Raw genomic sequence first — 25632 nt, 5'->3', positions numbered from 1 at the left:
TAGAGCAAGCCGAACACGGTGAGGGCGGGCAGGAAGATGTAGAGGGCGGGGCCGGAGCTGGACAGTGCGGTGGCCTTCCGTGTGAGTGGGCGTCAGGGCAAGATGGGTCGTCCAGCTCCGGCTGGACTGCACAAGGGGCGGCACCGGCGTGACCGGCAAGGGTTTCCGGTGTCGGCCTTGTGTGCAGCACGCTACCCAATAACCTATTGCGTACGCAATGGTGCACCGCGATGTTTCCGCGCGACACGAAGGCGCCCCCAGCCGAGATGGCCGAGGGCGCCTCGTCGTTTCAGGGCAGTCAGAACGGGGCGGCTGAGCCCGCTGACCCAGAAGCGGGCTTCTCCGTGCGCTGTCCTGGTATCGCTACCCGCTGACCCGATAGCCGGGCACTGATCAAGGTGTCGTCGGGGAGGCCCTTTACCGCTTCCCGAAGCTCCGCCACGGTCCAGATCTGGTAAGCCCAGCGAAGCTTCCTGTCTGCGCGGGTCTCGTCGAACTCCTCGAGATCCTTCCTAGCCGGCCCCTTCAAAACGCGGAATCGGCCGTAATGCCAGCGCTTGAGCAAGCCGCGCCCCTGAAGGGCATCCATAGCGGTTGACGCGGTCGGCCGAGACACGTCGTACCGCTTTGCGACAGCCCCAGACATGAGCACCTTCCCCAGCCAGTGCTGCCCCTGCTCGATCTCGGCCGCGAGTCCGTCCTCAACCCTTTTCCGACCCTCCAGATCACGCCACTGAGGTCTGCTACCGACCCGCGTCTTCCGCCACGAGCTGTCATGCAACGGCTTCTCGATGGCTGTCGCTGCCGCTTCGGCCGCCAGCGCAGCCGGCCGGTTGGGATACCACTCAACGGTTCGACGAGCCACAAAGTGGATCCAGTGCTTGTCCTTGACGTGGTCTTCCATGCGGGCGTCAGGGTTCCAGGAGATGCCGAGGTACAGCAGCGCGTCGTTCGAGTCGTAGAGCCGGTACAGCGCGGTTGGCTCGTTGTTGGGGCGGTGGCTCATGCGCTCGCATCCTTTCGGCAGTCACTGCACAGCGCGTCTTCGGCGGAGTTTCGCAGCGGCCTATGACAGTCGGGGCACTTTGCGTGGACCGCAAGCTCTTGACGCCCTGTCCACTGCGGAGGCGTCCACGTCTCCTCAGGCGACTGGCCACCAAAGGGATCGGTCGCCTGAGCCGGAAGCGTCGGAATCGTTGACGGCGGAGGACTTGCGATGGCGTCCCTCAGCCGCCGGGCAACAATCGCTCCCACCGTCGCTTTCACCTGCTCCGGCAAAGGGCGGCCAGCGATGACGTACCGAAGCTGGTCTTCGGTCCACCCTTCCAGCAGCATCCCCGTCACGGTCAGCCCCTGATCCGTCAGTGTCTTTCCCGTCAGCAGGAACTTGGGGTCCTTCGCGCCGATCGCGAGCAGCAGATCAACACCTGGATTCCGACTCGACCTCTCGCTGCCGTCCTTCCCTCCTTCCTCCGCATCGGACGTGCCCGCGGGGAAGGAAGGACGGGGAGTGTCTCGGGGTGGGTTGGAAGGGGAGGGTTGGGGGTCTTGTAGACCCCCCCTCTGGGACTTGTAGTCCCCCCCGGGGGGTCTTGTAGTCCCCCCCTCCTGTCCGGTTTCACCGTTTGTGTCAGGGGGGGTCTTGTAGTCCCCACCCCCTGGACTTGTAGTCCCCACCCCTGGTGTGGCCGACTTCTTCTTCCGGGGCTTCCCCTTGTCTTCCCGGTGCTTCTTCGGCGGCGCAGGAGCCATGTCCGGGCGGTCATCCGGAGTCAGCGGGGGCTTTCCCCGGCCCTTCCGCTCCGCGTTGACCTGCTCAATGTCCGGGTACCACGAGAACGGAATCAGCAGGTCGTACACCGTCGGACGGAACCACTCAGGGATGTACGCGGCAGCGGCCTGGTCCCCTTCTGCGATCAGCTTCCGTGCAGCCATCGTCCGGAGACGCCGCTGCACAGTCTTCGGATCGAGCACGGAGACCGCGGCGAGCGTTTTCTTCGACGGGAACGCATCAGTGCCGTCGCTCCACGCAGTCTCGGCGAGAGCAATGAGGATGACGCGCTCTTCGGCATCAACGACAGGGGCACTCTTCATTGCCCACAAGATCGGGAGCAGGCTCATGCCGTCACCCCCGCCGTGCGGACGATCACGCTGCGTGGGCTTGCGGTGGTGTGCGTCGCTGCAGGTACCCTCAGGGACATGGACGACCTCGTTCTTTGATGTGAGGCGGGACGTTCGAGCAGCGGGCTGCGATCCGCTGTTTCGCTTTGAAGGCCGGGTGGAGCTGCGAACTCTCCGGCCTTCTGCGTTTTCCTGGGCCAGGTGTGGTGCCGGCCAGATAACCCGGTCATGACCGCTCGACTCTGTGCGCCCACGGCTTCTTGCCGCGGCTGCATATGCCCGTGCGGGAACGCTTCAGGCCGCGGGTCATGACGCTTCCGGCTTCCTGCCGCGACCGCCCCGTCGGGGCCCGGTCCTGAACATCGACAGGAAGATCCCTGTCTCCATGGTCCGCGTCTTCCCGACGGGGATGTAGGGCGTCTGAGTGGGCCCGTCGCCGAACTTCCACCAGCCCTGGTTCTTCGGGTTTCGGGCCATCTCGCGGAGCCCGTCGACCGTGATGCTGTCGACCAGGTCGAGGTCCTTGAGGAGTTTCGCGCCGGTCGCGAAGGTCACGAACGGGGGCAGGTCGTCCTTCACTGAGCGCCTCCCCGAGAGGGGAAATCTCTGTTGAACCGAGATTTGGATACGCTTCGCACAGGCAGGTTCCATCTCTTATCTGGGGTGATCTGTCACGTGGTCGCTGTTCTTCGCAGGTCGGCGGCCACAAGACGGTCGGCCGGTGTGGAGCCGGTCGGCCGTCGTCATTCAACGGGTCTAACGCCCGGGACTACTCCATGGCACCCGTCCTCTCCGCCAAGCCCTTCAGACTGGCCGGGGCCTTGGACCCCGAGACCAGTACGAGCTCATTGATGGCCTTCCGGACGGCCTCGTGGTTATGGACGGTCTGAGGCGAGATCTCTTCTGCGCGCAGCAGGCAGTCGACGGCGTCGCCGATGTGGCGCCGCTGCGCGTGAGCTCGCCCCAAGTCCATCAACAGCCTTCCGCGGCGCTCGGGGGACAGGGCAGAAGCGTCGATCGTCTGCCCTACATCGAGTGCCTCGCCCGCATCGCCCAGGTCGACAGCCGTCGACACGGCCTGGATCGACACATTCGTCGGCCCGAACTCCAGGTTGTAGTCGTTCCGGTCCTCTCCGAGCTGCGCAGCAACCCGGCGGGCCTTCTCGATCTCCTCCCTTGCCTCCGTCCGCTGGCTGCAGCGCGCGTGCACCAGCGCCTTCGCCAGGTGCAGAGACCCAAGGACAGACAGCCCCTCGGGAGACAGGTCCTGCTGCTGGCTCAGAGCCTCAACGGCGCCGCGCACGGCGTGCTCCGCCTCATCCCGGTCACCGAGCCGGACGAACGCGTGCACCATCCGGTACACGCCGGCGAACACAAGCAGGACGTCGCCCGACAGTTCCGCAGCCGTGATGGCCCGGTCGGCCGACACCCAGGACGCCCTCGAGTCGCCCTGGCGGGCGAATGCGGCAGCGAGGGCCTGGTACGCGCGGGCGAGCAGCTTGTACGCCGTAGCCCGATCTGACTGCGGAACGGTACGTACGGCCAGCTCGAGAGCAGGGATCAGCTCGGTGACCATGCTGCTGACCTCTGAGAACCGGGCCTGGTGAGTCAGATTCCAGATCTCGTCGACCTGCCCGGCCAGATCGTCCAATGACGCTGGAGACGCGGCCGGGGCACCAAGCAGTGCCTCCAGCGCCGGATGCCCCGAGATGGCCATCCGGGCGCCGTCCAGGTCGTTGGACTCGAGCTGGACAGGCGTATGCGGCAGTGCGGGGATCGGCGCGTTCGGGTCCAGGGACTGCGTCGACACTCCGAGTGCGTCCGCGAACTCCTGGAGCACATCCAGGCGGCGCACCGGCTGGATACCGCGTTCGACCTGCGACATCCAGCTCGATGTCCGCCCGTTCAGCATGGCGGCCAACTGCTGCTGGGTCAGCCCGCGCTCCTTGCGCAGATCCGAGATCCGCTTGCCAAAGGCGCGGTCCTGCGGAGCAACTTCCTTTCCTGTCGGCTTGCTCATGTTCCCTCCGTAGCCGGCCGCTTGCCGGTGATCTCGTTCAGGAATTCCACCTCGGTGCTGGTCAGGTACTGATCACGCTCGCGCAGCATGCGCTTGGTGTGGTCCTGCGCCTCATGGGTCTGGAACGCGTCGTAGTCCGCGTACAGCTCATAAAAGACGCGGACCAGGGGCTCGTTCTCCGGGACGTGGACGACGTAGACCAGCGTGCCGGGCTCATTGCGGATGCCCTCCAACGTGCGTGCCACGAGGGCGTCGAACCGCTGGGCTGCGTCGGCGTCGCGAGTGGTGAACCGCACGGTGAGTGCGTATCCGCTAGTCACTGCTCCTCCTTATGGGACATGGCCACAGTCTCACATTAGAAGCGTTAGTGCTAGCTGGCACAGAAACTTTTCTGTGGGCATTGACTCGCACTGAAAGTGTGCGTAGTGTCATTCGTGTCGCCAGTACGGCGGCAGCAAAAAGGGCCCGGTGGTGAGACACCGGGCCCTGGATGCAGACCCTGCCCTACCTGCTCAATCAGGAGGCCGATCCGCATGAACAAGGATCGCACAAGCAGCACCGGAAGCATCCGCCGGCAGGCGGAACTCGCACCCACCACCGACCCCGACATCTCCGAGGCGCCGCGCCACATCGTCGCCAGCCGGATCGTTCGGCTGCCGAGCAGCGAGTTCCTCACCGACCTCGCCCGCCGCCTCACCCGGCCGAGCCAGGCGAACCGGGTCTTCACCCCCGAGACTCTGAGCTTCACGCTCCTCATGTCCGCGCGCCTTACGTACCAGTGCGCGCAGTACGACGGGGAGGCGTTCCGGGCCTGGAACGACAACCGGTACGGCAACCACCACACCAAGGAGTCCCGGGAGCAGGCCATCCGTGACGCCAGCGACCTCGCTGACTATGCGCGGGCAGAGGCGGCCAAGGACGCGGACCGCGCGTACGTCCTCCTCACGGACACCGAGGCATCGGAGATGACGGTCGCGGACGTTTTGGACCGCATCTCCAGGCTGCTGGTTCCCGGGCTGGGGCGTCGCCTCTTCGCGACGGGCATCAAGCGCGGCAACGAGCGCCTCGTCGTGAAGGCGGTGGCGTGATGACGAACCCGACGCGGATTGACATGAACGCCCCGGACACCGAGGCCATCCAGGCGGCCGTCCAGAGCGGCGGGAACCTGGAACTCCACGACTCCACCCGCCCCGACGCCGCACCGATCATCCTCGACGACTTCCTGATGGCCGTCATGCGCGGGGAGGTGGCGTGATGACCGCGGACAGGCCGTTCGACGTCGACCCGCTCCTCATCGCCGCGATCGAGGACCACTTCGCTCAGATCGAGGTGGAGTCCTACCTCGCGGACGTCTTCAGCTCCCCGGATGCCGAGGCCTCCCTCGCTGCGTTCGAGCAGCTCGTCACCGGCGAATGGGGTGAAGAGCTGTGACCCCCGAAGAGCAGCAGGCCCACGCCGCAGCGACCGCCGCACTGGAGGCCGCACGCGCACAGGCCGCCGCCGACCTTGCCGCCGCCCAGGAAGCCGCCGCCCGCCTCGCCGAACTCACCCGGGGGCAGCAGTGACGACCAAGACGAACTCCGACACGGAACTCGCCGACACCCTCGACCTCCTCGACGGATTCTCCTTGCTGCCCGGCATCGAGGACATCCTCACCGGCATCCAGAAGGCAGCCGCCGCAGCCGAGGTCGGCGACTTGGACCCCGACGCGACGCAGACGCTCCTGGCCGCTCTGGCCGGGGCCGACGAAGCCAATGTCCTGACCGCCCTCGCCTACCTGATCGGCCAACTCTCCGACGCGGACACTAACCCGACCCTTCGCACCCTGCCGATCGACCAGCAGGAGCAGGCCCGCAAGCACGGTTCAGCCGCCCGCTACGAGCTCCTCGACCCCTACCTCCACCAGCACGCATCCGAAGCCTCCGCCGCCATCGACGGCAACTGACCCTGAGGAGAGCACCTCATGTCCGCGTTCGACTACATCCAGGTCGGCAACGGCCCGATCTCCCTGACGTGCCGTGACTGCGGATACCAGACCACGGTCCAGCGGGCCACGTCCGTTCAGCCGACCGTCAACCAGCACAAGTGCAGGCAGACCACGAAGAGCAGCCGCCGCTGACCTCCTACCGCCTCGGTAACCAGCCATGAGGGCGCCGGATCGACTCCGGCCCGGGGCACTCCACGCACCACCCACCCGCCAGCACCAGCCAGGAAGGACCCCCCCCATGGACGCCACCCTCGCCCCGTACCAGCCCCTCGACGACGCCGACGCCCGCGACGCCGCCCGCCAGATCCTCGGCGACTCCATCGACCACGTCCTCACCGGCGACTGGCACCAGGCCCTCACCGACACCGCCGCCCTCTGGGCCAACAACACCCCCCAGACCGCCGCCCAGCACCTCATCGACACCCTCACCGCCGCCATCACCGACCCGACCATCCCCGTCGAGCAGGTCAAGGCCGCCGCCCAGAACGCCCACACCGTCATCGAAGCCACCGGCGGCGACTACGAGGCCGCCTTCAGGAACACCCACAACTGACCGCCTGACCACCCCGCCCCACGACCTGAAAGGACACCGGACCCCGTGACCACAACCCCTGAGCTGGCCGCCATGTGGCACGACGACATCACGATCAACGGCCAGCCCTACCCCACCCGCCACCCCTGCCCCGACGACGTGACCACCACCGAGGACTGCTTCGACGACCTGCCCGTCCACCACCACCAGTACCTCACCGCCGTACACGAAGCCGGACACGCCGTCGCCGCCCTTGTTGCCCGCGCTTGCGTCCACAGCGCAACGATCAAGCCCCTCTCCGAACTGGTCACCGCTACACCCACCACCACCGGCACATCCCACGGGAACACGATCAACTGCAACTTCCCCGACGGCCAGACCTCCGCAACCTGCCTCGGCGCCGGAGAGCGCGCCGCGGACCGCTGGCTCCACCAGAACAACCTCTGGACCCCCCGCCGAGCACTCGGCATCGAACTCAGCGCCTACGGCGACCGCTGCGAGTTCCTCGCCGCCAACCCTCACTTCGGATTCGGCGCCGACCGCAACGACTACCGCGTCGTCCACGACCTCGCCGACCAGCTCATCACCCAGCACTGGGACGCCGTCACCGCCGTCGCCGACGCCCTTGTGACGCGACTGCATCTGACCGGCGACCAGATCGCCCGCATCGCCGACCTGCCGAACGGCACCCACTCAGCCACCTGCACCGCCTGACCACCCCGCACCACGACCAGGAAGGACACCGAACCCGATGACCGTGCAGCAGACCACCGCCTGGCCCGAGGGCGTCATCGCCCGCTACCTCACCGTCGGCGGCGCCACCGTCGACATCGCCTACACAGACGACCTACATGCCGTTTGCCAGGGCGAGCGCTGCCCCTGGCGGGAGTCGGAGTACCTCGAAGTCTTCTACACCGACAGCGTCGAAGTCCGTGACCAGAAGATCGACAACGCCCTCCCCTCGGCTCAGCGCCGAGCCCAGGCCCACGCCGAGACCTGCCGGGCCATGCCGAAGCCGACCGCCTGATGCGCCGCACCTCACCCCTCGCCCGCTACGGCTTCCTTGCCATCACCCTCCTCGCCATCACCACCAACCAACTCACCCCCGCACTCATCTGCGCCACGGCTACCGCCTACGCCTGGAAAGGACACCGAACCTCGTGACCACAAACCCTGAGTTGGCCGCCATGTGGCACGACGACATCACGATCAACGGCCAGCCCTACCCCACCCGCCACGCCGCCCCCGACTACGGCGCCAGCACCGAGGTCTACCGCGGTGATCTCGCCGACCAGCAGCGCGACCAGATGTGCGCCATCCACGAGTCCGCCCACGCCGTTGCCGCACTCGTCGGCCACGCCTACATCCACTACGCCAAGATCGCCACGACCGCTGTTCTGAAAACTGCAGCACCCTCAGACAGCGGAATCCCTGGCGGCAACGTTTTTGCCTGCAACTTCTCCGACGGTCAAGACCTCGCAGTCTTCCTCGGCGCCGGAGAACGCGCCGAGGACCGCTGGCTCCGCCAGAACGACCTCTGGACCCCCCGCCGAGCCGTCGGTGTAGAGCTCGGCGCCTACGGCGACCGCCGCGAGTTCCTCGCCGCCAACCCGCACTTCGGATTCGGCGCCGACCACAACGACTACCGCGTCGTTCACGACCTCGCCGACCAGCTCATCGCCCAGCACTGGGACGCCATCACCGCCGTCGCCGACGCCCTTGCGACGCGACTGCACCTGACCGGCGGCCAGATCGCCCGCATCGCCGACCTGCCGAACGGCACCCACTCAGCCACCTGCACCGGCACCCCCGCCGCCTGACCGCCCGCCACCCAGAACAGGAAGGACACCGAACCCGATGCTCAAGAACCTGAGCTCCAGCTGGCGTCACGCCCGCCTCATGCGCGCCGCCGACTCCCTGATCTACGGACAGGACACCAAGGAACTCACCGCTGCCGACCTGATCGCCCTCGCCTTCGGCCGCTACCAGCTCCGCATCGACGAGACCGAAGCCGTCGACTACCTCAACGCCGGGCTCGTCCGCCGCGGACGCACCCGACGCCTGACCGCCCCGAAGGGCACGCACACCGCCGCCTGACCCACCCCGCACCACGACCAGGAAGGACGCAGCGCGCCATGTACGTCGACTTCAACTCCCTCCCCGACACACGGACCCCTGGCATCAACCCCCTCACCAAGGACCAGCTGATCGCCAGCATCGCGTACCACGAGGCCGCCCATGCCGTCACCGGCATGACCTTCGGTATGAGCCTCGCCCGTACCCGCGTCCACACCATCGACGTCGACGGATACATGGGCTGGACCGGCACCACCACCTGGAACACCAGCTACGTCCTCTGCGCCAACCTCGCCATCGAACTCGCAGCAGGAGTAGCAGCGGGCACCCGGTACCTCCGCGACAACAACCTCCTCACCCCCGCCTCCGCTGCCGTCACCGCCGCCCCACACGACCGTGACATGGCCTTCGCCGCACTCGCCAAGGCGAACTACCCCATCACCCTTGACGGCCCCGCCCCGGAGAACGGCACCACTTGGGCCCAGGCAACGTCCGCCGCTACCGACATGGTCGACGACCTCTGGGCACAGATCACCGCCGTCGCCGAAGAGCTGATCGCGGACCACCGGCACAAGCTGACTGGCGACCAGGTAGCCGGACTGATCGGCCTCCCCAACCCCCCTGCCGCCGCCTGACCACCCACCCCGACCCCTGGAAGGACCACCCGCCCATGCTCTCCTCAGTGCAGAACGCGGTCGAGCAAGTGCCCGTCCCGGCATGGGCCATCCTGCTCACCGCCGTCACCCTCACCGTCGGCTACCGCATCACCGCCAAGATCCGCACCCGCACCAACCGCGACAAGACCAGCGACCCCAAGAAGCGCCGCAGCCTCATCGGCTTCCTCGGCATGGGCCTCGTCGTCGTAGCCGGCCTGGCCCTCTCCACCAACACCTCCGCCCGCTTCGCCGCGAAGCGCCTCCACATGGAGTCGCCATGGCACATGACGGTCGGCCTCGTACTCGAAGCGATCGTCCTCGGCCTCTCGGTCTACGCCTGGGCATTCAACGACAAGGGCGCCACCCGGGCCGCGTACGTCCTCGTCCTCGCCCAGGCGATCGGCGCCATGGAAGTCGTCCGGCAGGAAAACGAAGACCTCGGCACCGCCCTCGTCCGCATCGTCGGCCCCGTCATGCTCGCCTACGGCCTCCACAAGCTCCTCGGCCTCGAAGCGAAGCTCGGCAAGGTTGAGATCAAGTCCGACGGGCTGTTGGCCCGTGCCTGGCGTGACCGCCTGAAGCGCCTCGAGTCCAAGCTCGGCATCGGATCCCGTGGCGCGGACGCCGAGACCATCAGCCGCCGGAACGCCCAGGACAGGCTTGTCTCACTCGTCACCCTCGGTAAGCCCATGATCATGGGTCAGCGCCGCTACGAGAAGGCGCTGATGCGCGCCGGCGACGCATCCTTCAACGGACTCAACGACACCCTCGACGAGTACGGCGTCGAACTCCGGATCACGACCCGCATCGACCGCATGCGCGCCTTCAAGAACCTCCCTGACCGGTCCGAGAACTACACCCTTCGCGCCCTGCGCCCCTCATTCGACCCGCAGGGCGCACCCGAGGCCCAGACAGACAACGGCGACGCCCTGACCAGCGAGGGCACACCTGGGCGCACTTCCGGCCACGGTGCAGGCTCGCCCAGCGCGAACCCTGGCACGGCGCAGGCGAACCAGGGGCCCGCCGGGGGCACCCCGGACCGCCGCACCCTCGCTTTCGACCTCTACTTCGACCTCCGCGGCACCGGACCGGCCCCCTCGCAGAACGCCTTCGAGAAGGCCTGGCGCGACGCCGGATACGGGCTCAAGACCGACGACATCCGGGCCCTCTACAAGGAGGTCCACATCAAGGTCACCGGCAACAACCCGTAACCGTCAGCCACCCCGAACCCGCGAAGACCACCCATGGCCACGATCCGAACCCGACGCCAATCCGCCATAACCTATGGCGTAAGCAATGGGATATGACTAAGCTGACAGTCTCCCAGCCAACAACTGGCCTCGCTCACCGCAATCCGGAGGACACCCTGAAATGGACATCAACCAGATCTTCACCGAGGCCGGGATGCGGGAGCCCTCGACGCACACCACCCTGACCCCGTTCCCGCTCTCGTCCGCATTCACCAGCCCCGACATCCGCCCCACCGGAACCACCGCCATCGAGACCGCCGAGACCTGCCTCCCGGACCTCGACATGGAGGAGATCCGCGACGAGCTGTACGAGGCCCTGCAGCACATCGAGAACCTCCGCCGCCAGTACCCGTACGAGGCCTCCGGGGGCGCCAGCAAGCCCGTTCAGGACGCCAAGCAGGGACTCAGCGAGAGGAGGTACGGGAGGTGAGCGCGGAGACGATTACCCCGATCGACCCCAACTCGGCAGCATTCTCGATCAGCACGCAGAGTGACGGTGTTGGCGGCGGGGCGGGGCGGGGCGGAAGCGAAAACGGCTCACAGGGCCCCCTGGTGGTCGTTCAGCAGCCCCGCACCACCGCCCCGCCCCGCCCCGCCCCGAGCCGATCTCAGGGCAATAGGGATAACTCACTGCGAAACGGATACGCCGCAATCTCACACAGCGTGAGCGGCGAGACGGCCGCGATCGGCGTCGGCTTCCTCGTCGGCGGCCCGGTCGGAGCCATCGTTGGCGGCATCGCCGGCCCGGCCCTCGCCGCCGCGGCGATGTGGCGCAGCAGGCGCCGCGAGCACGACGAGAACACCAACCGCAACGCCGCCGGTGCCACGAACTCGGGACGCACCCCCTCCGGGAACGGAAACGGCGGCCGGAACGGCGGCGGCAACAGGAACGGCGGCGGCACCGGCCGGAACAACCACCCGGGCGACAGCCGACACCGCTCCCCGAACGGCCGCGGCACCGGGACCGGAACAGGGACCAGGCCCGACGGGGCCGGCACTCACCGGAAGCCCAAGGTCAAGGACCCGGTCGCGGACAAGCTCAGCAAGCTCGGGAAGGACCTCAGCGGCAAGCTCAAGAACCGCGACAAGACCAACAAGGCGCCGAAGAACGGGAAGCACAACGGCGCCGACGGCGGATCAGGCAAGGGCGCCGGCGCCGACACCAAGAACAACGGCGGAAAGGACCCGAAGACCCCGAAGGACAGCAAGGGGCGCGGGTGGCTGAAGAACCGGGGCCCGCAGCCCGACAGCACGAAGCCGTGGGAAGGCCGCGGTGACAAGCCGAAGAAGGACCGGAAGAAGAACAGCGGCGACGTCTCGTCGGCGACCGCTCGCGACGGACTCGACCCGAAGAACCCGAAAGGCCCGAACGGCGGTGCCGACTACGACGAGTTCATCGACGCCGAGATCGTCGACGACGGCCTGCCGCCCAAGCCCTCCAGCCCGCCCAGCGAGGTCATCGACGCCGAGGTGATCGACGAGGACCGCATCGCCCTCGTCCGTAAGGAGCGCGAGAAGAAGCGGCGCCGCAAGGCCATCGCCGCCGGGAAGAAGGCCGCCGAGAAAGCCGCACGAGACGGCGACATGGGCGACCCGAACAAGGTGAAGGTCGAAGTGATCCGCCAGGAGAACCACCGGATCGACCTCGAACTCCACCACGAAGAGCAGCTGCTCGCGCTGACCGCGGCAGCAGAGAAAACGAGGAGCACCCCCGTGAACTACCCCGCGATTCAGGTCGCCCCGACCGGCACCCGCACAGCAGGCGTCGCCATCGCGCGGCAGATCGACTTCCGAGGCACCACGGCGTACATGATCCTGCGCGCCATGGCGGAGCAGCTCGCCCACGGCCTGCACAGCGACGATGCCGCCGACATGGCCGACCACATCGTGGAGCTGACCGGCATCCCGAACATGTGCAAGAACCTCAGCACCGCCGTGCAGGAAGCGGGCAAGGCCCTCTCGCGCACCGCACCCCTCCACCCGTCCGTCATCAAGCACCTCAACAACGCCGCCGTCGCCGCCCGGACCGCGGGCGTCATGGCGGAGAACATCATGGTCGTCTTCGTCCAGGCGCACCGCGAGGACATCATCCGCGTCCTCGACCCCCGCATCGGCGAGGAGCGGTGGAACATCCGCAACGCCCCCGGGACGCTCGACGCTGCGAAGCTCCGCGCTGCGATCGCCACGGCGCACTCCGCACGCCTCGCCCTGCCCGCCGGTTCCTCGTCCGGTTCGGGCGGCGGGCAGGGCGGCAGCAAGCTCGTGCCCGCCTCCGACGGCAGCACGAAGAAGCTCATCGACCTGATGAAGGGCTTCAACCGCGGCCACATGGTCGTCGTCCTGTCCGAGGTCGCAGGGTCGGCCGCTGGCGTCGATGTCGTCGCCGACTCGATCAACAAGCTCTACCGGCGCATGCAGAAGACGTGGCCGACCGAGAACGTCGTCGACGACACCGTCGCCCGCACCGCCGGGCAGGTACGCCGCGTCTCCGACGAGCTGAAGAAGGCCATCCAGGCAGCACGGAAGGCGCACCAGCGCGAACTGAGCTTGAACGCGAAGGGGCGCGCCGGCAAGGGCGCCCGAGCGGAGTCCAAATGGGATGTAGTCGGCCGACGCGGGTCGTCCGAGTAACCAGGAAGGGAGACAGGACATGTCCAGTGCAGAACTGCCGGTGACCCTCACCGACAAGCCGAAGAAATGGGACTTCTCAAGGGACGCCGTCACCCCCGGGCGACTCGTCGCATGGGGCAGCGAGATCGCGGTCGCGTCCGCGCTCGTCGCCCCGCTCGCCGACATCCCGTGGGAAGCCGGCGCCGGTGCCGGGGTCATCTGCACCGGTGCAGCCGTCGCGTACGAGAAGGCCCGCGGATCGTGGCGGCGCGTCACGGTCGCCCGAGCCGCCTCATGGCTGTCCATGACCGGATGGCTGTCGTACACGCTCGCCGAAGGCCCCACCCTGCTGAAGATGGCGTTCGGCGGTGCGATCTGGGCGACCGGCGCGGCCGTCAACATCGGCATGGACCGGTGGGGCGAAGGAACCCGCGAGGCCGAGAAGGAGCTCGACCGCCGCCTGGAAGAGGGCGAGAAGATCAAGGGCGCACAGGACTCGTGGGCACGCCTCCTCGAGGACGTGTGCGGCATCCAGGGCGCCGTCGCCGACCCGGTCGTCGACAAGTGGCAAAGCGGCGCAGGCGAAACCGTGAAGATCACACTGCCTGCGCACATGAACATCGACGCCCTCCGCGGATACGAAGCCGCCCTCGCCGGCGCCCTCCACCTCCCCAAGGGCGGCGGCGTGTCCTTCAACGCCGGCGGCCCGAGCGTCCCCCGGAACGTCGTCTTCATCGCGCTCACCCGGAAGAACATGATGTCCGGGGCGATCCCCTACCCGCGCTTGACCCCGACCACGATCAACAAGCCGGTCGGTTTCGGTGTCGTCGGCAACGGAGACGAAGCCGGACTGAACCTCAAGGACGAAGGGTTCATCGCGATCGGCGCCCAGGGCTCCGGCAAGACCGCCCTGATGAAGACACTCGGCCTCGGACTCGTTCGCTGCGTCGACGCGATCGTCATCGACCTCGACACCTCGGCGAAGATGAGCGCGGTCTTCGTGAACCCCTACCTGCGGCACGGCATCGGGCGCCCCCTGATCGACTGGCCGGCCACGACCGAAGACGAGTGCCGCCTCGTCATCCAGGCAGCCAAGGCCGCAATCGCCGCCCGCAAGACCGAGTACGCCGACCTCCTCGAGGACGAAGACGTCGACAACCTCCCCGCCCGCCCCGACATCCCCGCCATTCACATCCGGGTCGACGAGACCAAGTCCATGCCCGACGACGTCCTCGACGGCCTCGACTTCATCATGGAGGAAGGCCGCTCGGTCAACGTGCGGGTGTCCGAGACCGGGCTCAGGGCGACCCGCGAGTACATCACGGCCACGGCCGACGAGCTCACCCCGGGACGCATCGGACTCCGCACGAACAACTCGTCCGAGCTCCAGATGCTGTTCCCCGACACCGGCGCCCCCGACATGGCCATCTTCACCGACCCGGGCACCGTGGCGTACATGTCGACAACGAAGGGCCCCTTCCAGCCCACCCCGGCGAAGGCCTACGCCACCATGGCCGAGGCATTCGACCAGGGCAGCGACGACTACACCCGGATGCAGTCCCTGTTCATGGACGCGGCGCGCGAACTCTCCCCGATCCGACCCGACATGGACCCGATCACGGCGAAGGCCATGGGCCTCGCCTGGACCCAGCGCTGGGCCCGGATCATCCCGAACCTGCGAGGCGACGCATACGGCAACGTCACCGCCGACCGCATGCACGAGTCGGTGTGGGAGCTGTACACCTCCTGGGAGACACCGGCGTCGTACGACCTTCTGCTCGGCCGTGCCACCGACGACGAGGGCTACACGCTCGCCCCGCCCTCCTCCGGCAAGAGCGCCGACATCCCGCGCCTCACCGCGGCCCTCATCGACGAAGACGAGCTCGAGCGGGCCGCGCAGCAGGAAGCCGCGATCGAAATGGCCGCATCGACACCCAAGCCCGTCTCCAACGACGAACTGGCTCTGAAGCTGTTCGCGGCCCAGGGGCGACCGGTCAAACCGTCCGAGGTGTACCCGCTGATGGTCCGGGCCGGCTACGACAAGTCCGACCGGACCTTCCGTGACCTGTGCGCCAAACTCGGCCTGCAGAACAAGCTCGTGAAGCGCGATGATGGAACCTACGCGGCCCCAGAGAGCGGTGAGGTTCCCAATGCAGCCGGACGAGTTCCCGGACCTGACGATGACGCCCATGGACGAGGCGATGCTCCACATGGCTGAGCTCATTGCCGGCCTGAAGAAGGCCGGGCTCAGCGAGGACTCGGCGGTGCGATTCGCCGCCATCTACTTCAACGAGCAGTCCCGCAACGAGCCGGACATCGACTGACCCAGCACACGACCAGGAAAGCCCCCGGGTCGTACCCGGGGGCTTTCTGTATCTGCCCTCACCGCCCGCCGCCCCGCAAAGGAACCCCATGAACACCCACCTGACCGCCCCGAAGCAGCCCACCGCCACCCCGGCCGGGCAGCCCACCCTCACCGAGACCGACCAGCAGCGCATCGACCGGATTGCCAACGCCTTCAACCATGCGCTGGACCAGGCCACAGCCCTGCCCACCAGCTTCCGAGACGACACCCCGCTCCCCGTCGTCGGTACCACCCCGCCCGTTCTCCAGCCCGGCCGGGCACCCATGAGCCAGAAGGCCACCGACGCCAGCGCCCTCATGCTCGCCAGCGGGGCAGCCAGCCTCATGATCGGCGGAAGCACCTCCCTCGTCATGCTCGCCTCCGGGTACGCCGACCCCACAGTCTGCGCCATCGCCTTCGGAGCCCCCACCGTGCTCGTCCTCGCCCTCGGCCGCCTCATCGGCAAAGCCAAAGCCGTCGTCGAAGCGGCACCCGCACCCGTCCACCACCACTACAACGGCAGCGTCACCGTCGACCAGCGCGCCATCAACACCCAGACCCGCGGCGTCATCGCCCACACCAGGAACCAGCTGCCCAAGTGACCGAGCCCCGTACCCACGTGGTGACCGCCCGCCTTCCCGACGGGCGGCACCTCGTCGCCCGCCTCGACCCCGACACACCCGAGCACCAAAGTCCCCTCCGCCGGGCACTGCGCGCCAACACCCCCGGTCTGCAGCACCAACCCGAAGGAGAACCCATGTCTGACGACAGCGCCGCCCAGGACCTCCAGGCCCAGCTCGAGCGAGCAGCGGAGGAACAACGGCGGGCCACCGAAGAACTCGCCCGGACCATTGCCGAAGCCGCAGCCCGGGACGGCGGAGCCTGAACCCGACGGAACCGCCCTTCCGATCAGGGCACTGCCCGACACCCACCCCCGAACCCTCAACCCGGAGGCACCCCATGTGGCAATCCCTCGTAGCAGTCGCCGGCACCCTCGCCGGCGTCCTCCTCACCTCCCTGATCCAGCGCACCGAACGCACCGCCGCAACCCGAGAAGCGCGCCGCCGAGAAGCCCTCACCGCCGTATCCGACCTCGGCACCGCCCTGGCAGACCACCGCCAAGCAATGTGGGCCCGCGAGGACTTACGACTCAAAGGCGGCAACTGGGCCGAAGCGCGCGCCGCCTCCCACACCACCCGATCCGCGATCACCGCCCCCAGCGTCCGAGTAGCCCTGCTCCTGCCCGCACTGACCGCAGCCGCGGACACCGCCGCCCGAGCCACCTACGACATGAGGCACGCACCCGACCAGGCCGCACTCGAGACGGCCCGCACCAAGGCCCTCACCGCAGCCACCCAGTTCACCATCGAAGCCGGCCGCCTACTCGCCGCATGAACACCCGATCCGGGCCCCCGGGCATAGCAGCCCGGACAAGCGGCCCTCCGTACGCCACGCTTGTACTGCACGGCCCGGACTGCCGAGTCTCACGGTGTCCCCGCGCCCGGATGACGCACCACGGGCCGTGCCACAAACCCCCACACCGAGCCCGCCCCGCGGCAACCCCCGACCGCACAGCGGCTCAACCCGGCCCCGCCAGTCCCCCCGGCTGACGGGGCCGACGTACGTCACGACACGCCCTTTGAGGGAGCGGCTGGAAAGTGTGATCGGGATCACGGCAAAGTCGTGAGTTTCGGAGAGGCTCGGTGAGTCTCGGAAGGTCTCGTGTCGGCTCGTGCCGCCCAGTGCCAAATAATCCGGCTAACGCGGTAACGGAATGTCTGGAACATCCCCCAGTGCCGCCCAATCCCCACGTAGGACAGCAGGACTGACGCTCCGTGTACGTACACTTCTCACCAACGCAAAAGGAGCCCCGCTTCCTCGACACGGTTCCTACGCCATGGGTCGAGGGGGCTCCTTGCGCGGTGTCCAAGCATCGGCAAGACGGAAGGACTCCGTATGCAGAGTAACGCGAAACCGCCCCCCGAGAACAGCGCTGGCGTGGACAGATGGCACACCACCCCTGCCCGCTACCTGCGGAAATGGCTGGTCAGGCCTGGACAGAGCGTCCACACAAGCTTCTTGTGCGGCGTGGCGTACCGGGTAGGTGACTTCGCCACAGGCCTGGTCATCGCCTGGCTGATCGCCCGCTACTGACCTGAAACCGCGGCGGGGGCCGTACTCACACGTCAGCCCCCGCCGTGCCCCCAGCACCCTGACGACACCTTCGTCACGACCCCCCGGGGCGCTCCCGGAACCAGGCCACCATCTGCTGCATCGGCTACCCACCAGGGGGAACCCAAAGCCGACCATCGTGGATGATCTGAGACAGGCGCGGGGCCTGACAATCACACACAGCGGGAGCCCCACCGCCATGCCAGCCTCCAAAGCAAAGATCGCCGAAGTCACCGAGCGCCGCACCAAGCTCGTTCACCTGCGACGCGCCGGCATCAACTTCGACGACCCCCGGATTCTCGCCCTCGGCTACTCATCCCGCCAGTCCGCGAGCAAAGACTTCCACCGCCTCATGAAGAAGCGCGCCGCCGACGAAGCTGCCGAAGTCGCCCTGTACCGGCAAGAGAGCAAGGAACGCCTCCTGAGCCTTCTGGCGTCCGTCTGGCCCGCCGCCACCGGCACCGGCGATGATCTCGACCTCAAGGCCCACGAACAGGCACGGAAGATCGTTGCCGATCTGGATGACCTCCTCGGCACCAAGGTGCCCGTCCGCACCGAGATCAGCGGCCCCGACGGCGGAGACATCCCCTTCAGCAGCGGCGAACTGAGCGAGTTCCGGGCCCTCGTCGACATCGCAGACCAGCCCGACGCGCCCGCCCCCTCCCTCGACCACGACGAGGAAGACGAAGAAGAGGACGAGGACCAGGCCGACGATGACGACAGCGACAGCTGACCACCAGGCCGCGGTCCTCGCCCAATACCGCACCCTTCCGCCCGACCAGCGGCTACGAACCTTCGAGCGCGCAACCCCCGACGTGCGGCGCAAGCTCATGCGCATCGAACGCGGCATGACCCTGGACCGGGCACCCGGGGCGCTCGCGGCTGTCCTCACCCAGGGCAAAGAGATGCAAGCCCCCCACCTCGACATCATCGACCGCATCTACCAGCGCATTAACGCAGGTGAGCGCATCAAAGCCATGGTCACCATGCCGCCGAGGGCGGGGAAATCGCGGCGTACCTCCCGATGGGGACCTGTCTGGTACCTCCGGCGCCAGCCCGACCACCGGTTCATGCTCGCCTCCTACGCCGCCCACCTCGCCGACGACCACGGCCGCTGGGTCCGCAACACCATCACCGAACACGCCCACACTCTCGGAATCGGTCTGAAGTACGGATCCCAGGCCGCCAACCGGTTCGACATCGACAGCCACGAAGGCGGCATGGTTACCGCCGGTGTCGGAGGGGCGCTGACAGGCCGCGGCGCTCACGTGGCGGCCGTCGACGACCCGTTCAAAGGCTCCGAAGACGCAAGCAGCCCCACCCAGCGCGACCGCGTCTGGGACTGGTGGCAGTCAGTCCTCCTCACCCGCCTCGAGCCCAACGGATCAGTCCTGCTGGTCAACACTCGCTGGGACGACGACGACCTCTCCGGCCGGCTCCTGCGCGAGGAACCCGAAGACTGGATCGTCATCGACCTTCCCGCCATCGCCCTCACCGCCGACGACCCGCTCGGCCGACAACCCGGTGAAGCACTCTGGCCAGACCGGTTCACCGCCGACGACTACGCCCGCATCCGGAAATCCGTCGGCGAACGCGTCTGGTGGTCCCTCTACCAGCAGCAGCCACGCCCCCTTGAAGGCGGGGTCTGGCAGTGGGCATGGATCACCGCGAACAGGATCAGCCCCGTCGCGTTCCGCGGAGTCGACCTCACCCGCATCGTCGTCGCGATCGACCCGTCCGGGGGCGCGGGCACCGCCAACGACGAAACCGGGATCGTCGCAGCCGGCCGCGACCAAGCCGGAGAACTGTACGTACTCGCCGACCGGTCCGGCCGCTACGGGGCAGGAGCCTGGGGCCGAGAAGCGTGCCTCACCGCCATCGACCTTGCCGCGGACGCGCTGACAGTAGAGACGAACTTCGGCGGCGACATGACCCGCCAGGTACTCGTACAGGCATGGCAGGAACTCGAACGCGAGGGGCGCACCAGGGGACTGCCCATGCCGCGCATCGTCGAAGTCAACGCCAAACAGGGCAAGAGACTCCGCGCCGAACCCATCGCGCAGCTCTACGAGCAGGGCAAGGTGCACCACCTCGCCGAGTTCGACACCCTGGAACGCCAGATGGTGACGTGGCTGCCCGGCATGGACTCCCCGGACCGCATGGATGCCGCGGTGCACGGGCTCACCGAGCTCGCAGACCCCGCAGCAGCAGCCGTCGGCACCACCTCGTACCGCGACCAGCGGCTGACGGGACGCCGATGACCACCGAAGTGCCGATCCACATTTGGTCGAATGTGATTCCCGCGTCAGTAATCCCACCCGGGTGGAGTTTCGCCGACGTCTCCAGGATTTCTTGGTGATCTGCGGCTACATTGGCCTAGGCAAGACCAGCGCACTGAACAGTGCGTAAGGGCAAGGAGAAGCCCAGGACCAGCGTTACTGGCCCTGGGCTCCAGCGAGGTGGCCCTGGGATGGACCGCTGCGCTACGTCAGACCGTGTTCGGAAGCGACCCGGACCAGACTGACGATCAGCGATGCAACAGCGAGCCCTGTTCTCAGGGCCCCACCTCGTTTCGTGCTCGGTTTCCTATGGCGTCCAGCCATCGATATCCCCTCCTCTGTGTAGTGCAAGGGGATGTGACGCTGCGACACGAGGTCACCGCGGAATCACCTTATGCACATGGGGGCTTCCCGGGACGGGTTTCATGGAAGAGGCAGCACGGGGGCAACACATGAATCAGCCACCCGTACTCTGATTACATGGCGCGGGGCCTGGTACGGAGGGAACTCTGTGGGCCTCAAGAGCATGGTCATCGACGCGTGGTCGTGGCTGAACTACAAGCCGGTCTACTCCGACCCGTCGCTCGGCATGCCCAACCGCAGGGCGTTCCCCGAGGCCCACGCCTCCTGGGTGCCGGCCGCCGACGAGCGCCGCCTCGCCGCGTACAAGCTGTTGGCCGCGTACGACAACAACCAGGCCGGCGAGCTTGCCGAACTGAGGGACGGGCCGTCCGCTCGGGAGCGGCGTGAGTTCGGCGACCCGTCCATGTTCATCGACACCCTCGTCGCGCACGTCATGGGCAGGGAGCAGCACATCACCGTCCCGGGCGCCGAGCAGACCGACACTGGCGACGAGACCGCGGCCGCGGCGGCCGAGCGCGTCCAGGACCTGCTGCGCGACTGGGCGGATGACGAACTCCTCCCCATGCGGATGCTGCAATGCGAGCGGAAGGCCGTCGGTCTCGGCGACGGGGTGTACCTCCTGTACTGGGACCCGGCGAAGAACCGGGTCCGGATCAAGACGTACGACCCCGGATTTTATTTTCCGATCTTGCCCGAGGACGGGGACGGGGCCGACTACCCGGACCGGGTCCACATCGCGTGGGAGCTCCCCGAGGACCTCAAGCGCGGACTCAAGCCGCGCCTGCGCCGCATCACGTACGAGCTGGACTGGATCCGCCCGGCCACCGCGTCCGGTGTCGACCGTGCGGGCAGGCCCGTCCGTGCCCCCGTCATGTCGGACCCCACCGAAGACGCCCCCGCGGCTCCGGTCCTTGGCCGCGGCGACCAGGTCGACGGGAGCGGGGCCATCTCCCGCATGTACCCGTGGAACGACCAGCCCGCCTACCGAACCTGCTACCTGACCGATGCCACGTGGGAGCTCGGCGACCTGAAGGGCAACGTCGACGTCGACGACCTGCCCATGGACAAGGCTGTCTTCGCGACCAGCGGATCCGGGGAAGTCCTGGACCACCTGGATCTCCTCATCGATTTCGTCCCGATCATCCACGTCCCGAACACGGTCCCGCCGGCCGAGGAGCACTGGGGGCAGTCGTCCCTCGCGAAGGCGCTGCAGGCCTTCGACGAACTCGCCTCCACCGACACGGACTCCGCGCGCGCCTCCGCGACCACCGGCCTCCCGATGATCGGTATCTCCGGCGTCACCGACTCACGCCCGGACCAGCCCGTCGGACCCGGCGTCTTGTTCAAGCTGGGGGAGGGCGGGCGCCTGACCGCGATCGACACTTCGCCCGCGCTCCGTGAGCTCCGCGAGCACGGCCACGACCTTGCCGACCGTGCCGCGAACGTCGTCCGCCTGCCCGCTGTGTCCCTCGGCACCATGGACCCGTCCAAGGTGCCCTCCGGGTACGCGCTCGAGCTGTCCCTCGGCCCGCTCGACTCCCTCATCTCCGGGATGCGCCTGGCCCGCGACCACAAGGACCGCCTGCTGCTCCGTTTCGTGCAGCGCCTGTTCCTCGCCGGCCAGCACCCCGACTGGGTGGGCGTAACCCCGCTGCCCGCCCGCCTGGTCCGGGGTCCGTACACCCCTACGGACAAGGCCGCAGTTCTCGAGCAGGTCGCCACCGCGTACGGGGCGCAGGTCATCAGCCTCGAGACCGCGATCCGCATGCTCACCGAGGCGGGGTGGCCGATTGATGACGCGGAGAAGGAAATCGAGCAGATCCAGGCCCGCGCCTTCGAGCAGGCCCGGATGCTGGCCGACGCCCTCGGGAACGTGGACGAGGTCGCCAAGTTCCTCGGCCGTCAGGCACCGGCCGAACCGACCGCACCCGCTGTCCAACTCCCCGAACTGCCCGCGGCCACGGCCGTCGACGATCCCGCCGTACAGGGGCAGCAAGGGAGCAGGGGCAACGAATGACCCGGACCGTGCTTTCCTTGATCTCAGGCGCGGGGCCTGGACTGTCCTTGGGAGGACCTGCCCTCATGCGTCGCCCCGCGCAGCACCACCACACCCCCACCATTCAGTCGGCGTGGACCCACCCCTACACCGGTGTCACCGGGCTCGGGGTGTTCTACAACGACGGCGGCAACCCGACGCCCACCGCGGTGCCAACCCCCGCCGAGGTCGCCGCCCGCACCTCGCCGCAGCAGACCCCTCCCACCCGTTCCGGCCCCCCTGAGCCCCTCGTCGACCACGAGACCGGCCTCGCCATGACACAGGACCGCTTCAGCAAGATCATGGCCCGCGAGAATGCCAAGGGACGGCGCAACGCCCTGAAGGAACTTGCCGAAGCCGCCGGCATCCCCTTCGACCCTGACAACTTCGACGTCTCCAAGTTCGGCGACATGTTCAAGGAAGCCGAGCAAGCCCGCCAGGCGCAGCTCAGCGAGGAACAGCGCCGCGCCGAGGATCTCGCCCGCCGCGAGAAGGAGTTCGAGGAGCGCGAAGCCGCTGCTGCCGAACGCGAAGCCGCGGCCGCGCGCAGGGACCGCGACAGCAGCATCCGTGCCGCCCTCGTCCGCCTCGGCGCCACCGGAGACGACCTCGATGATGCTGTCGCCCTCCTGCGCGTAGCTGACGACGCCGACGACACCGCCATCACCGAAGCCGCCACAGCGCTCAAGGAGCGCCGCCCCGTTCTCTTCGGTGGCCAGACCGCACTCCCGGCCCTGCCTCCGGCCCCCGGTGGCGCACCCGCAGGCGGCCCCCCGCCGCGGACACCGGCCAGCAGCAAGGACGCCATCCAGAGCGAGGCCCGCGCCATCGCCGAACGCATGGGACTGCGACGCCCAGAAGCCGCCTGAACCAGCACAACCCGCAGACCAGGGACCACGCCCTCACCCCCCGTGGACGGCACCACGCAGGTGCCCTCTCACACACCGCGACCACTCGCGAAAGGGGATACGGCGTGGACATCCAGCCGTACACCAGCACCGAGACCCTCGCCGTCGGCCGCCCGTGGCTGATGAGCATGCTCGGCATCGAAGCCAACCAGAGCATCACCCTCGATCTCACCGCGTTCGACGAGAACCTCCACTGGACCGAGGCGTCGAAGTACCAGCCCGAGCGGAAGCTGAAGTCCGGCATCCCGCTCGGGAAGAACTCCACGACCGGCCTGTACGAGCCGTACGCCGCCGTCACCAACGAGGTCCAGACCGCCACCATCACCGGCGCGCCGACCGGGGGCACGTTCACCCTGACGTTCTCCGGACAGACCACTGCTGCGATCGCGTACAACGCCACCGCGGCCGTCGTGCAGTCCGCACTTGAGGCACTCTCCAACGTCAACCCTGGCGACATCAAGGTCACCGGCAATGCTGGCGGCCCCTACACCCTCGCGTTCGGCGGCCAGTACCTCGGCGACAACGTCGCAGCAATCACCGCTTCTGGTACCGGCCTCACCGGCGGCACCACCCCCGGCGTCACCATCGCCACCACCACCGGCGGCGGCACCGCCACCGCCTCGGACGGCACCCAGAAGTTCGCCGGGTTCCTCTTCACCGAGGTGTCCTTCTACCCCGGCTCCACCAAGGCCGGTGCCCCGCTGATGGTCCACGGCCAGATCGACGTCGCCAAGCTCCCCGTCGCCTTCGACCCGGCCGACGTTCCTGCCGGATCCAACACCCAGTTCGTCTACAAGGTCTGATCAGGAGAACCGACATGCCGAACGACATGCTGGAGCTCCTGCTCCGCGACATCACCCCGACGAAGATCAACGCGTTCGTCCGCGAGATCCAGACCCCGGAGGACTACCTCCTCACCCAGACCGTCTTCCCGGAGCGCACCGTCAACTCCGTGAAGTGGCAGAACCGCACCACCCGCCGACGCGTTGCCGCAGCGTCCTACCGGGCGTGGGACGCACAGACGAAGGTCGCCTCGCGCGAGATCTCCCAGATCGTCACCGAGGGCAAGATCCTTCCCCTCGGACAGAAGTACATCCTGGGTGAACTCGAGACGATCCTCGAGAACATCTCCCACGGCATGGACAGCGAGCAGGCCATCCGCGCCGTCTACGACGACGTCGCAGCACACGTCCTGTCCATCAAGCACCGCATGGAACTGGCCGCCGCCGACCTCCTCATCGACGGCAAGTTCACCCTCACCAACGAGAACGGCCTCACCCTGGAGGCCGACCACAAGGTCCCGGCCGCGAACATGCCCACGGCCCCCGTGCCGTGGACCGACCCGACCGCAGACATGCTCGCCGACGAGATGCGGTGGATCGAGGTCCTACGCAAGAGCGGGGCACCCCGCCCCGCCCGGGCGCTGACGTCCTACCAGGGCATGGCCCTGGCCATGGGCAACGACTCCTACCGGGCGGCCTACTACGGGTCGGTGAACTCCGCGTCCACGATCCCGACGTCCGTTCTCGCCCCCAACGAGGTCAACGTCGTCCGCGGCCGCTACGGACTGCCGCCGATCGTCGACTACGACGTCACCATCCCGCTGGACAGCGGAAGTGACGTTCGGGCCCTGCCGGAGAACATGTTCTTCCTGCTGCCGCCCGACGCACGCCTCATGGGGGAAACCCAGTACGGACTCACCGCAGAAGGCATGGTCCTCTCCCGCGGCTCCAACCCGTCGATCGAGGCCGAAGAGGCACCCGGCATCATCGTCACAGCCGGCTACCAGGACGACCCGGTCCAGGTGTACACGAAGGCCAACGCCGCGGCCATGCCCGTCATGTACACCTCGGACATTCACATCGCCGCGACGGTGTGGTGACCCATGGGAGCCCAGCTGAAGGGGACCGTCTACGTGACGGACCCGGACACGCACCAGACCGTGGAACTCGCTCCGGGAACGCTCCCGGAGCCACGCCTGGCCGCTCTGGTGACGAACCCGGCCGCCTGGGTCGACGGGAAGCTCCCGCGCCTCGCGAAGGCGAAGACGGAGAACGCACCGAAGGACCCGGAGGGAGCCGGGGACCCTACCGGCGACGACCCGGACGCCGCCTCTGGCGACGACTCGGAGCCCTCCGCCGACGCTGACACCGAACCCGACGCTGCCCCGTCCACCCCGGACGAGCCTGCCGAGGGCGCCAAGCCGGCCGCGAAGAAGACGGCAGCCCGTAAGACGGCCGCCGTCAAGCCCGCGGCCACCTGACCGGCCCGGGGCCGGA

33 protein-coding genes are annotated in these 25632 nt (G+C 67.9%); 28 read left to right on the top strand and 5 right to left on the bottom strand.

Annotation, left to right across the window (positions count from 1 at the left end; genetic code table 11):
* Positions 1–298: 298 nt before the first annotated feature.
* The 5 genes from AB0L71_RS28175 to AB0L71_RS28155 form a co-directional block, all read right to left on the bottom strand.
* A complete protein-coding gene (locus AB0L71_RS28175; protein ID WP_365248113.1) occupies positions 299–1006 on the bottom strand; it encodes a GIY-YIG nuclease family protein in 708 nt (235 codons plus the stop codon).
* Complete coding sequence (locus AB0L71_RS28170; RefSeq protein ID WP_365248111.1) at positions 1003–2121, bottom strand: hypothetical protein; 1119 nt, start codon at positions 2119–2121, stop codon at positions 1003–1005. Before AB0L71_RS28170 ends, AB0L71_RS28175 begins: the two co-directional genes overlap by 4 nt.
* Positions 2122–2427: 306 nt before the next feature.
* A complete protein-coding gene (locus tag AB0L71_RS28165) occupies positions 2428–2700 on the bottom strand; it encodes a hypothetical protein (RefSeq protein WP_365248109.1) in 273 nt (90 codons plus the stop codon).
* 190 nt (positions 2701–2890) lie between these two features.
* Positions 2891–4141, bottom strand: coding sequence for a helix-turn-helix transcriptional regulator (locus AB0L71_RS28160; RefSeq protein ID WP_365248107.1), 1251 nt, complete (start codon positions 4139–4141; stop codon positions 2891–2893).
* Positions 4138–4461 (bottom strand): antibiotic biosynthesis monooxygenase, encoded by a 324-nt coding sequence (locus AB0L71_RS28155; protein ID WP_365248105.1) that lies wholly within the window; start codon positions 4459–4461, stop codon positions 4138–4140. The genes AB0L71_RS28160 and AB0L71_RS28155 overlap by 4 nt, the downstream gene beginning before the upstream one ends.
* A 213-nt stretch (positions 4462–4674) precedes the next feature.
* Here AB0L71_RS28155 and AB0L71_RS28150 point away from each other — a divergent pair, with 213 nt between their 5' ends.
* From AB0L71_RS28150 to AB0L71_RS28015, 28 genes are all read left to right on the top strand, one after another.
* Positions 4675–5229, top strand: coding sequence for a hypothetical protein (locus AB0L71_RS28150; protein WP_365248103.1), 555 nt, complete (start codon positions 4675–4677; stop codon positions 5227–5229).
* Positions 5229–5396, top strand: a complete 168-nt coding sequence (locus tag AB0L71_RS28145; protein ID WP_365248101.1) for a hypothetical protein — start codon at positions 5229–5231, stop codon at positions 5394–5396. Before AB0L71_RS28150 ends, AB0L71_RS28145 begins: the two co-directional genes overlap by 1 nt.
* On the top strand, positions 5396–5572 hold the full coding sequence (locus AB0L71_RS28140) for a hypothetical protein (RefSeq protein ID WP_365248099.1): 177 nt from the start codon (positions 5396–5398) through the stop codon (positions 5570–5572). The genes AB0L71_RS28145 and AB0L71_RS28140 overlap by 1 nt, the downstream gene beginning before the upstream one ends.
* Positions 5569–5706, top strand: coding sequence for a hypothetical protein (locus AB0L71_RS28135; protein WP_365248097.1), 138 nt, complete (start codon positions 5569–5571; stop codon positions 5704–5706). The genes AB0L71_RS28140 and AB0L71_RS28135 overlap by 4 nt, the downstream gene beginning before the upstream one ends.
* Positions 5703–6086 carry a hypothetical protein gene (locus tag AB0L71_RS28130; RefSeq protein ID WP_365248095.1) on the top strand — a complete coding sequence of 128 codons (384 nt, stop codon included), beginning with the start codon at positions 5703–5705 and terminating at the stop codon, positions 6084–6086. Before AB0L71_RS28135 ends, AB0L71_RS28130 begins: the two co-directional genes overlap by 4 nt.
* An 18-nt stretch (positions 6087–6104) precedes the next feature.
* Entirely contained in the window at positions 6105–6260 is a 156-nt protein-coding gene (locus AB0L71_RS28125) for a hypothetical protein (protein WP_365248093.1), read from the top strand.
* A 106-nt stretch (positions 6261–6366) separates the two neighbouring features.
* Entirely contained in the window at positions 6367–6681 is a 315-nt protein-coding gene (locus AB0L71_RS28120) for a hypothetical protein (protein ID WP_365248091.1), read from the top strand.
* A 45-nt stretch (positions 6682–6726) separates the two neighbouring features.
* Entirely contained in the window at positions 6727–7374 is a 648-nt protein-coding gene (locus AB0L71_RS28115) for a hypothetical protein (RefSeq protein WP_365248089.1), read from the top strand.
* 37 nt (positions 7375–7411) lie between these two features.
* Positions 7412–7687 carry a hypothetical protein gene (locus AB0L71_RS28110; RefSeq protein WP_365248087.1) on the top strand — a complete coding sequence of 92 codons (276 nt, stop codon included), beginning with the start codon at positions 7412–7414 and terminating at the stop codon, positions 7685–7687.
* A complete protein-coding gene (locus AB0L71_RS28105) occupies positions 7687–7824 on the top strand; it encodes a hypothetical protein (RefSeq protein WP_365248085.1) in 138 nt (45 codons plus the stop codon). Before AB0L71_RS28110 ends, AB0L71_RS28105 begins: the two co-directional genes overlap by 1 nt.
* Positions 7821–8480, top strand: a complete 660-nt coding sequence (locus AB0L71_RS28100; RefSeq protein ID WP_365248083.1) for a hypothetical protein — start codon at positions 7821–7823, stop codon at positions 8478–8480. The genes AB0L71_RS28105 and AB0L71_RS28100 overlap by 4 nt, the downstream gene beginning before the upstream one ends.
* Before the next feature lie 37 nt (positions 8481–8517).
* Entirely contained in the window at positions 8518–8757 is a 240-nt protein-coding gene (locus AB0L71_RS28095) for a hypothetical protein (RefSeq protein WP_365248081.1), read from the top strand.
* A gap of 38 nt (positions 8758–8795) precedes the next feature.
* On the top strand, positions 8796–9371 hold the full coding sequence (locus AB0L71_RS28090) for a hypothetical protein (protein ID WP_365248079.1): 576 nt from the start codon (positions 8796–8798) through the stop codon (positions 9369–9371).
* Between the two features lie 35 nt (positions 9372–9406).
* Positions 9407–10603 carry a hypothetical protein gene (locus AB0L71_RS28085; protein ID WP_365248077.1) on the top strand — a complete coding sequence of 399 codons (1197 nt, stop codon included), beginning with the start codon at positions 9407–9409 and terminating at the stop codon, positions 10601–10603.
* 160 nt (positions 10604–10763) lie between these two features.
* Positions 10764–11072, top strand: a complete 309-nt coding sequence (locus AB0L71_RS28080) for a hypothetical protein (protein WP_365248075.1) — start codon at positions 10764–10766, stop codon at positions 11070–11072.
* 233 nt (positions 11073–11305) lie between these two features.
* Positions 11306–13273: a hypothetical protein gene (locus AB0L71_RS28075; protein WP_365248073.1), complete on the top strand. Its 1968-nt coding sequence runs from the start codon at positions 11306–11308 to the stop codon at positions 13271–13273.
* A 19-nt stretch (positions 13274–13292) separates the two neighbouring features.
* Positions 13293–15470, top strand: a complete 2178-nt coding sequence (locus tag AB0L71_RS28070; protein WP_365248071.1) for a hypothetical protein — start codon at positions 13293–13295, stop codon at positions 15468–15470.
* 194 nt (positions 15471–15664) lie between these two features.
* Positions 15665–16198 carry a hypothetical protein gene (locus AB0L71_RS28065; RefSeq protein WP_365248070.1) on the top strand — a complete coding sequence of 178 codons (534 nt, stop codon included), beginning with the start codon at positions 15665–15667 and terminating at the stop codon, positions 16196–16198.
* Between the two features lie 155 nt (positions 16199–16353).
* Entirely contained in the window at positions 16354–16482 is a 129-nt protein-coding gene (locus AB0L71_RS28060; RefSeq protein ID WP_365248068.1) for a hypothetical protein, read from the top strand.
* A 74-nt stretch (positions 16483–16556) separates the two neighbouring features.
* Positions 16557–16991: a protein kilB gene (locus tag AB0L71_RS28055; protein WP_365248066.1), complete on the top strand. Its 435-nt coding sequence runs from the start codon at positions 16557–16559 to the stop codon at positions 16989–16991.
* Positions 16992–17594: 603 nt separating this feature from the next.
* Positions 17595–17750, top strand: coding sequence for a hypothetical protein (locus AB0L71_RS28050; RefSeq protein ID WP_365248064.1), 156 nt, complete (start codon positions 17595–17597; stop codon positions 17748–17750).
* Positions 17751–17967: 217 nt separating this feature from the next.
* Positions 17968–18501 carry a hypothetical protein gene (locus tag AB0L71_RS28045; protein WP_365248062.1) on the top strand — a complete coding sequence of 178 codons (534 nt, stop codon included), beginning with the start codon at positions 17968–17970 and terminating at the stop codon, positions 18499–18501.
* A complete protein-coding gene (locus AB0L71_RS28040; protein WP_365248060.1) occupies positions 18482–20029 on the top strand; it encodes a terminase family protein in 1548 nt (515 codons plus the stop codon). Before AB0L71_RS28045 ends, AB0L71_RS28040 begins: the two co-directional genes overlap by 20 nt.
* A gap of 529 nt (positions 20030–20558) precedes the next feature.
* Positions 20559–22427 carry a hypothetical protein gene (locus AB0L71_RS28035; protein WP_365248058.1) on the top strand — a complete coding sequence of 623 codons (1869 nt, stop codon included), beginning with the start codon at positions 20559–20561 and terminating at the stop codon, positions 22425–22427.
* 65 nt (positions 22428–22492) lie between these two features.
* A complete protein-coding gene (locus AB0L71_RS28030; protein ID WP_365248056.1) occupies positions 22493–23314 on the top strand; it encodes a hypothetical protein in 822 nt (273 codons plus the stop codon).
* 104 nt (positions 23315–23418) lie between these two features.
* Positions 23419–24156, top strand: a complete 738-nt coding sequence (locus AB0L71_RS28025) for a hypothetical protein (protein ID WP_365248054.1) — start codon at positions 23419–23421, stop codon at positions 24154–24156.
* A gap of 14 nt (positions 24157–24170) precedes the next feature.
* On the top strand, positions 24171–25235 hold the full coding sequence (locus AB0L71_RS28020; RefSeq protein WP_365248052.1) for a major capsid protein: 1065 nt from the start codon (positions 24171–24173) through the stop codon (positions 25233–25235).
* Between the two features lie 3 nt (positions 25236–25238).
* Complete coding sequence (locus tag AB0L71_RS28015) at positions 25239–25616, top strand: hypothetical protein (protein ID WP_365248050.1); 378 nt, start codon at positions 25239–25241, stop codon at positions 25614–25616.
* Positions 25617–25632: the final 16 nt, after the last annotated feature.

The organism is Streptomyces sp. NPDC052052 (genome assembly GCF_040680455.1).
Lineage (GTDB): Bacteria > Actinomycetota > Actinomycetes > Streptomycetales > Streptomycetaceae > Streptomyces.
Note: the sequence above shows the minus strand (reverse complement) of the source record. Positions and strands in the feature narration are given on the sequence as shown.

Excerpts from the sequence above, each read along its gene's own strand:
- AB0L71_RS28175 (WP_365248113.1), bottom strand. The coding sequence starts at position 1,006 with ATGAGCCACCGCCCCAACAACGAGCCAACCGCGCTGTACCGGCTCTAC.
- AB0L71_RS28170 (WP_365248111.1), bottom strand. The coding sequence starts at position 2,121 with ATGAGCCTGCTCCCGATCTTGTGGGCAATGAAGAGTGCCCCTGTCGTT.
- AB0L71_RS28160 (WP_365248107.1), bottom strand. The coding sequence starts at position 4,141 with ATGAGCAAGCCGACAGGAAAGGAAGTTGCTCCGCAGGACCGCGCCTTT.
- AB0L71_RS28150 (WP_365248103.1), top strand. The coding sequence starts at position 4,675 with ATGAACAAGGATCGCACAAGCAGCACCGGAAGCATCCGCCGGCAGGCG.
- AB0L71_RS28145 (WP_365248101.1), top strand. The coding sequence starts at position 5,229 with ATGACGAACCCGACGCGGATTGACATGAACGCCCCGGACACCGAGGCC.
- AB0L71_RS28140 (WP_365248099.1), top strand. The coding sequence starts at position 5,396 with ATGACCGCGGACAGGCCGTTCGACGTCGACCCGCTCCTCATCGCCGCG.
- AB0L71_RS28125 (WP_365248093.1), top strand. The coding sequence starts at position 6,105 with ATGTCCGCGTTCGACTACATCCAGGTCGGCAACGGCCCGATCTCCCTG.
- AB0L71_RS28120 (WP_365248091.1), top strand. The coding sequence starts at position 6,367 with ATGGACGCCACCCTCGCCCCGTACCAGCCCCTCGACGACGCCGACGCC.
- AB0L71_RS28110 (WP_365248087.1), top strand. The coding sequence starts at position 7,412 with ATGACCGTGCAGCAGACCACCGCCTGGCCCGAGGGCGTCATCGCCCGC.
- AB0L71_RS28105 (WP_365248085.1), top strand. The coding sequence starts at position 7,687 with ATGCGCCGCACCTCACCCCTCGCCCGCTACGGCTTCCTTGCCATCACC.
- AB0L71_RS28095 (WP_365248081.1), top strand. The coding sequence starts at position 8,518 with ATGCTCAAGAACCTGAGCTCCAGCTGGCGTCACGCCCGCCTCATGCGC.
- AB0L71_RS28090 (WP_365248079.1), top strand. The coding sequence starts at position 8,796 with ATGTACGTCGACTTCAACTCCCTCCCCGACACACGGACCCCTGGCATC.
- AB0L71_RS28085 (WP_365248077.1), top strand. The coding sequence starts at position 9,407 with ATGCTCTCCTCAGTGCAGAACGCGGTCGAGCAAGTGCCCGTCCCGGCA.
- AB0L71_RS28080 (WP_365248075.1), top strand. The coding sequence starts at position 10,764 with ATGGACATCAACCAGATCTTCACCGAGGCCGGGATGCGGGAGCCCTCG.
- AB0L71_RS28070 (WP_365248071.1), top strand. The coding sequence starts at position 13,293 with ATGTCCAGTGCAGAACTGCCGGTGACCCTCACCGACAAGCCGAAGAAA.
- AB0L71_RS28065 (WP_365248070.1), top strand. The coding sequence starts at position 15,665 with ATGAACACCCACCTGACCGCCCCGAAGCAGCCCACCGCCACCCCGGCC.
- AB0L71_RS28060 (WP_365248068.1), top strand. The coding sequence starts at position 16,354 with ATGTCTGACGACAGCGCCGCCCAGGACCTCCAGGCCCAGCTCGAGCGA.
- AB0L71_RS28055 (WP_365248066.1), top strand. The coding sequence starts at position 16,557 with ATGTGGCAATCCCTCGTAGCAGTCGCCGGCACCCTCGCCGGCGTCCTC.
- AB0L71_RS28045 (WP_365248062.1), top strand. The coding sequence starts at position 17,968 with ATGCCAGCCTCCAAAGCAAAGATCGCCGAAGTCACCGAGCGCCGCACC.
- AB0L71_RS28040 (WP_365248060.1), top strand. The coding sequence starts at position 18,482 with ATGACGACAGCGACAGCTGACCACCAGGCCGCGGTCCTCGCCCAATAC.
- AB0L71_RS28030 (WP_365248056.1), top strand. The coding sequence starts at position 22,493 with ATGCGTCGCCCCGCGCAGCACCACCACACCCCCACCATTCAGTCGGCG.
- AB0L71_RS28020 (WP_365248052.1), top strand. The coding sequence starts at position 24,171 with ATGCCGAACGACATGCTGGAGCTCCTGCTCCGCGACATCACCCCGACG.
- AB0L71_RS28015 (WP_365248050.1), top strand. The coding sequence starts at position 25,239 with ATGGGAGCCCAGCTGAAGGGGACCGTCTACGTGACGGACCCGGACACG.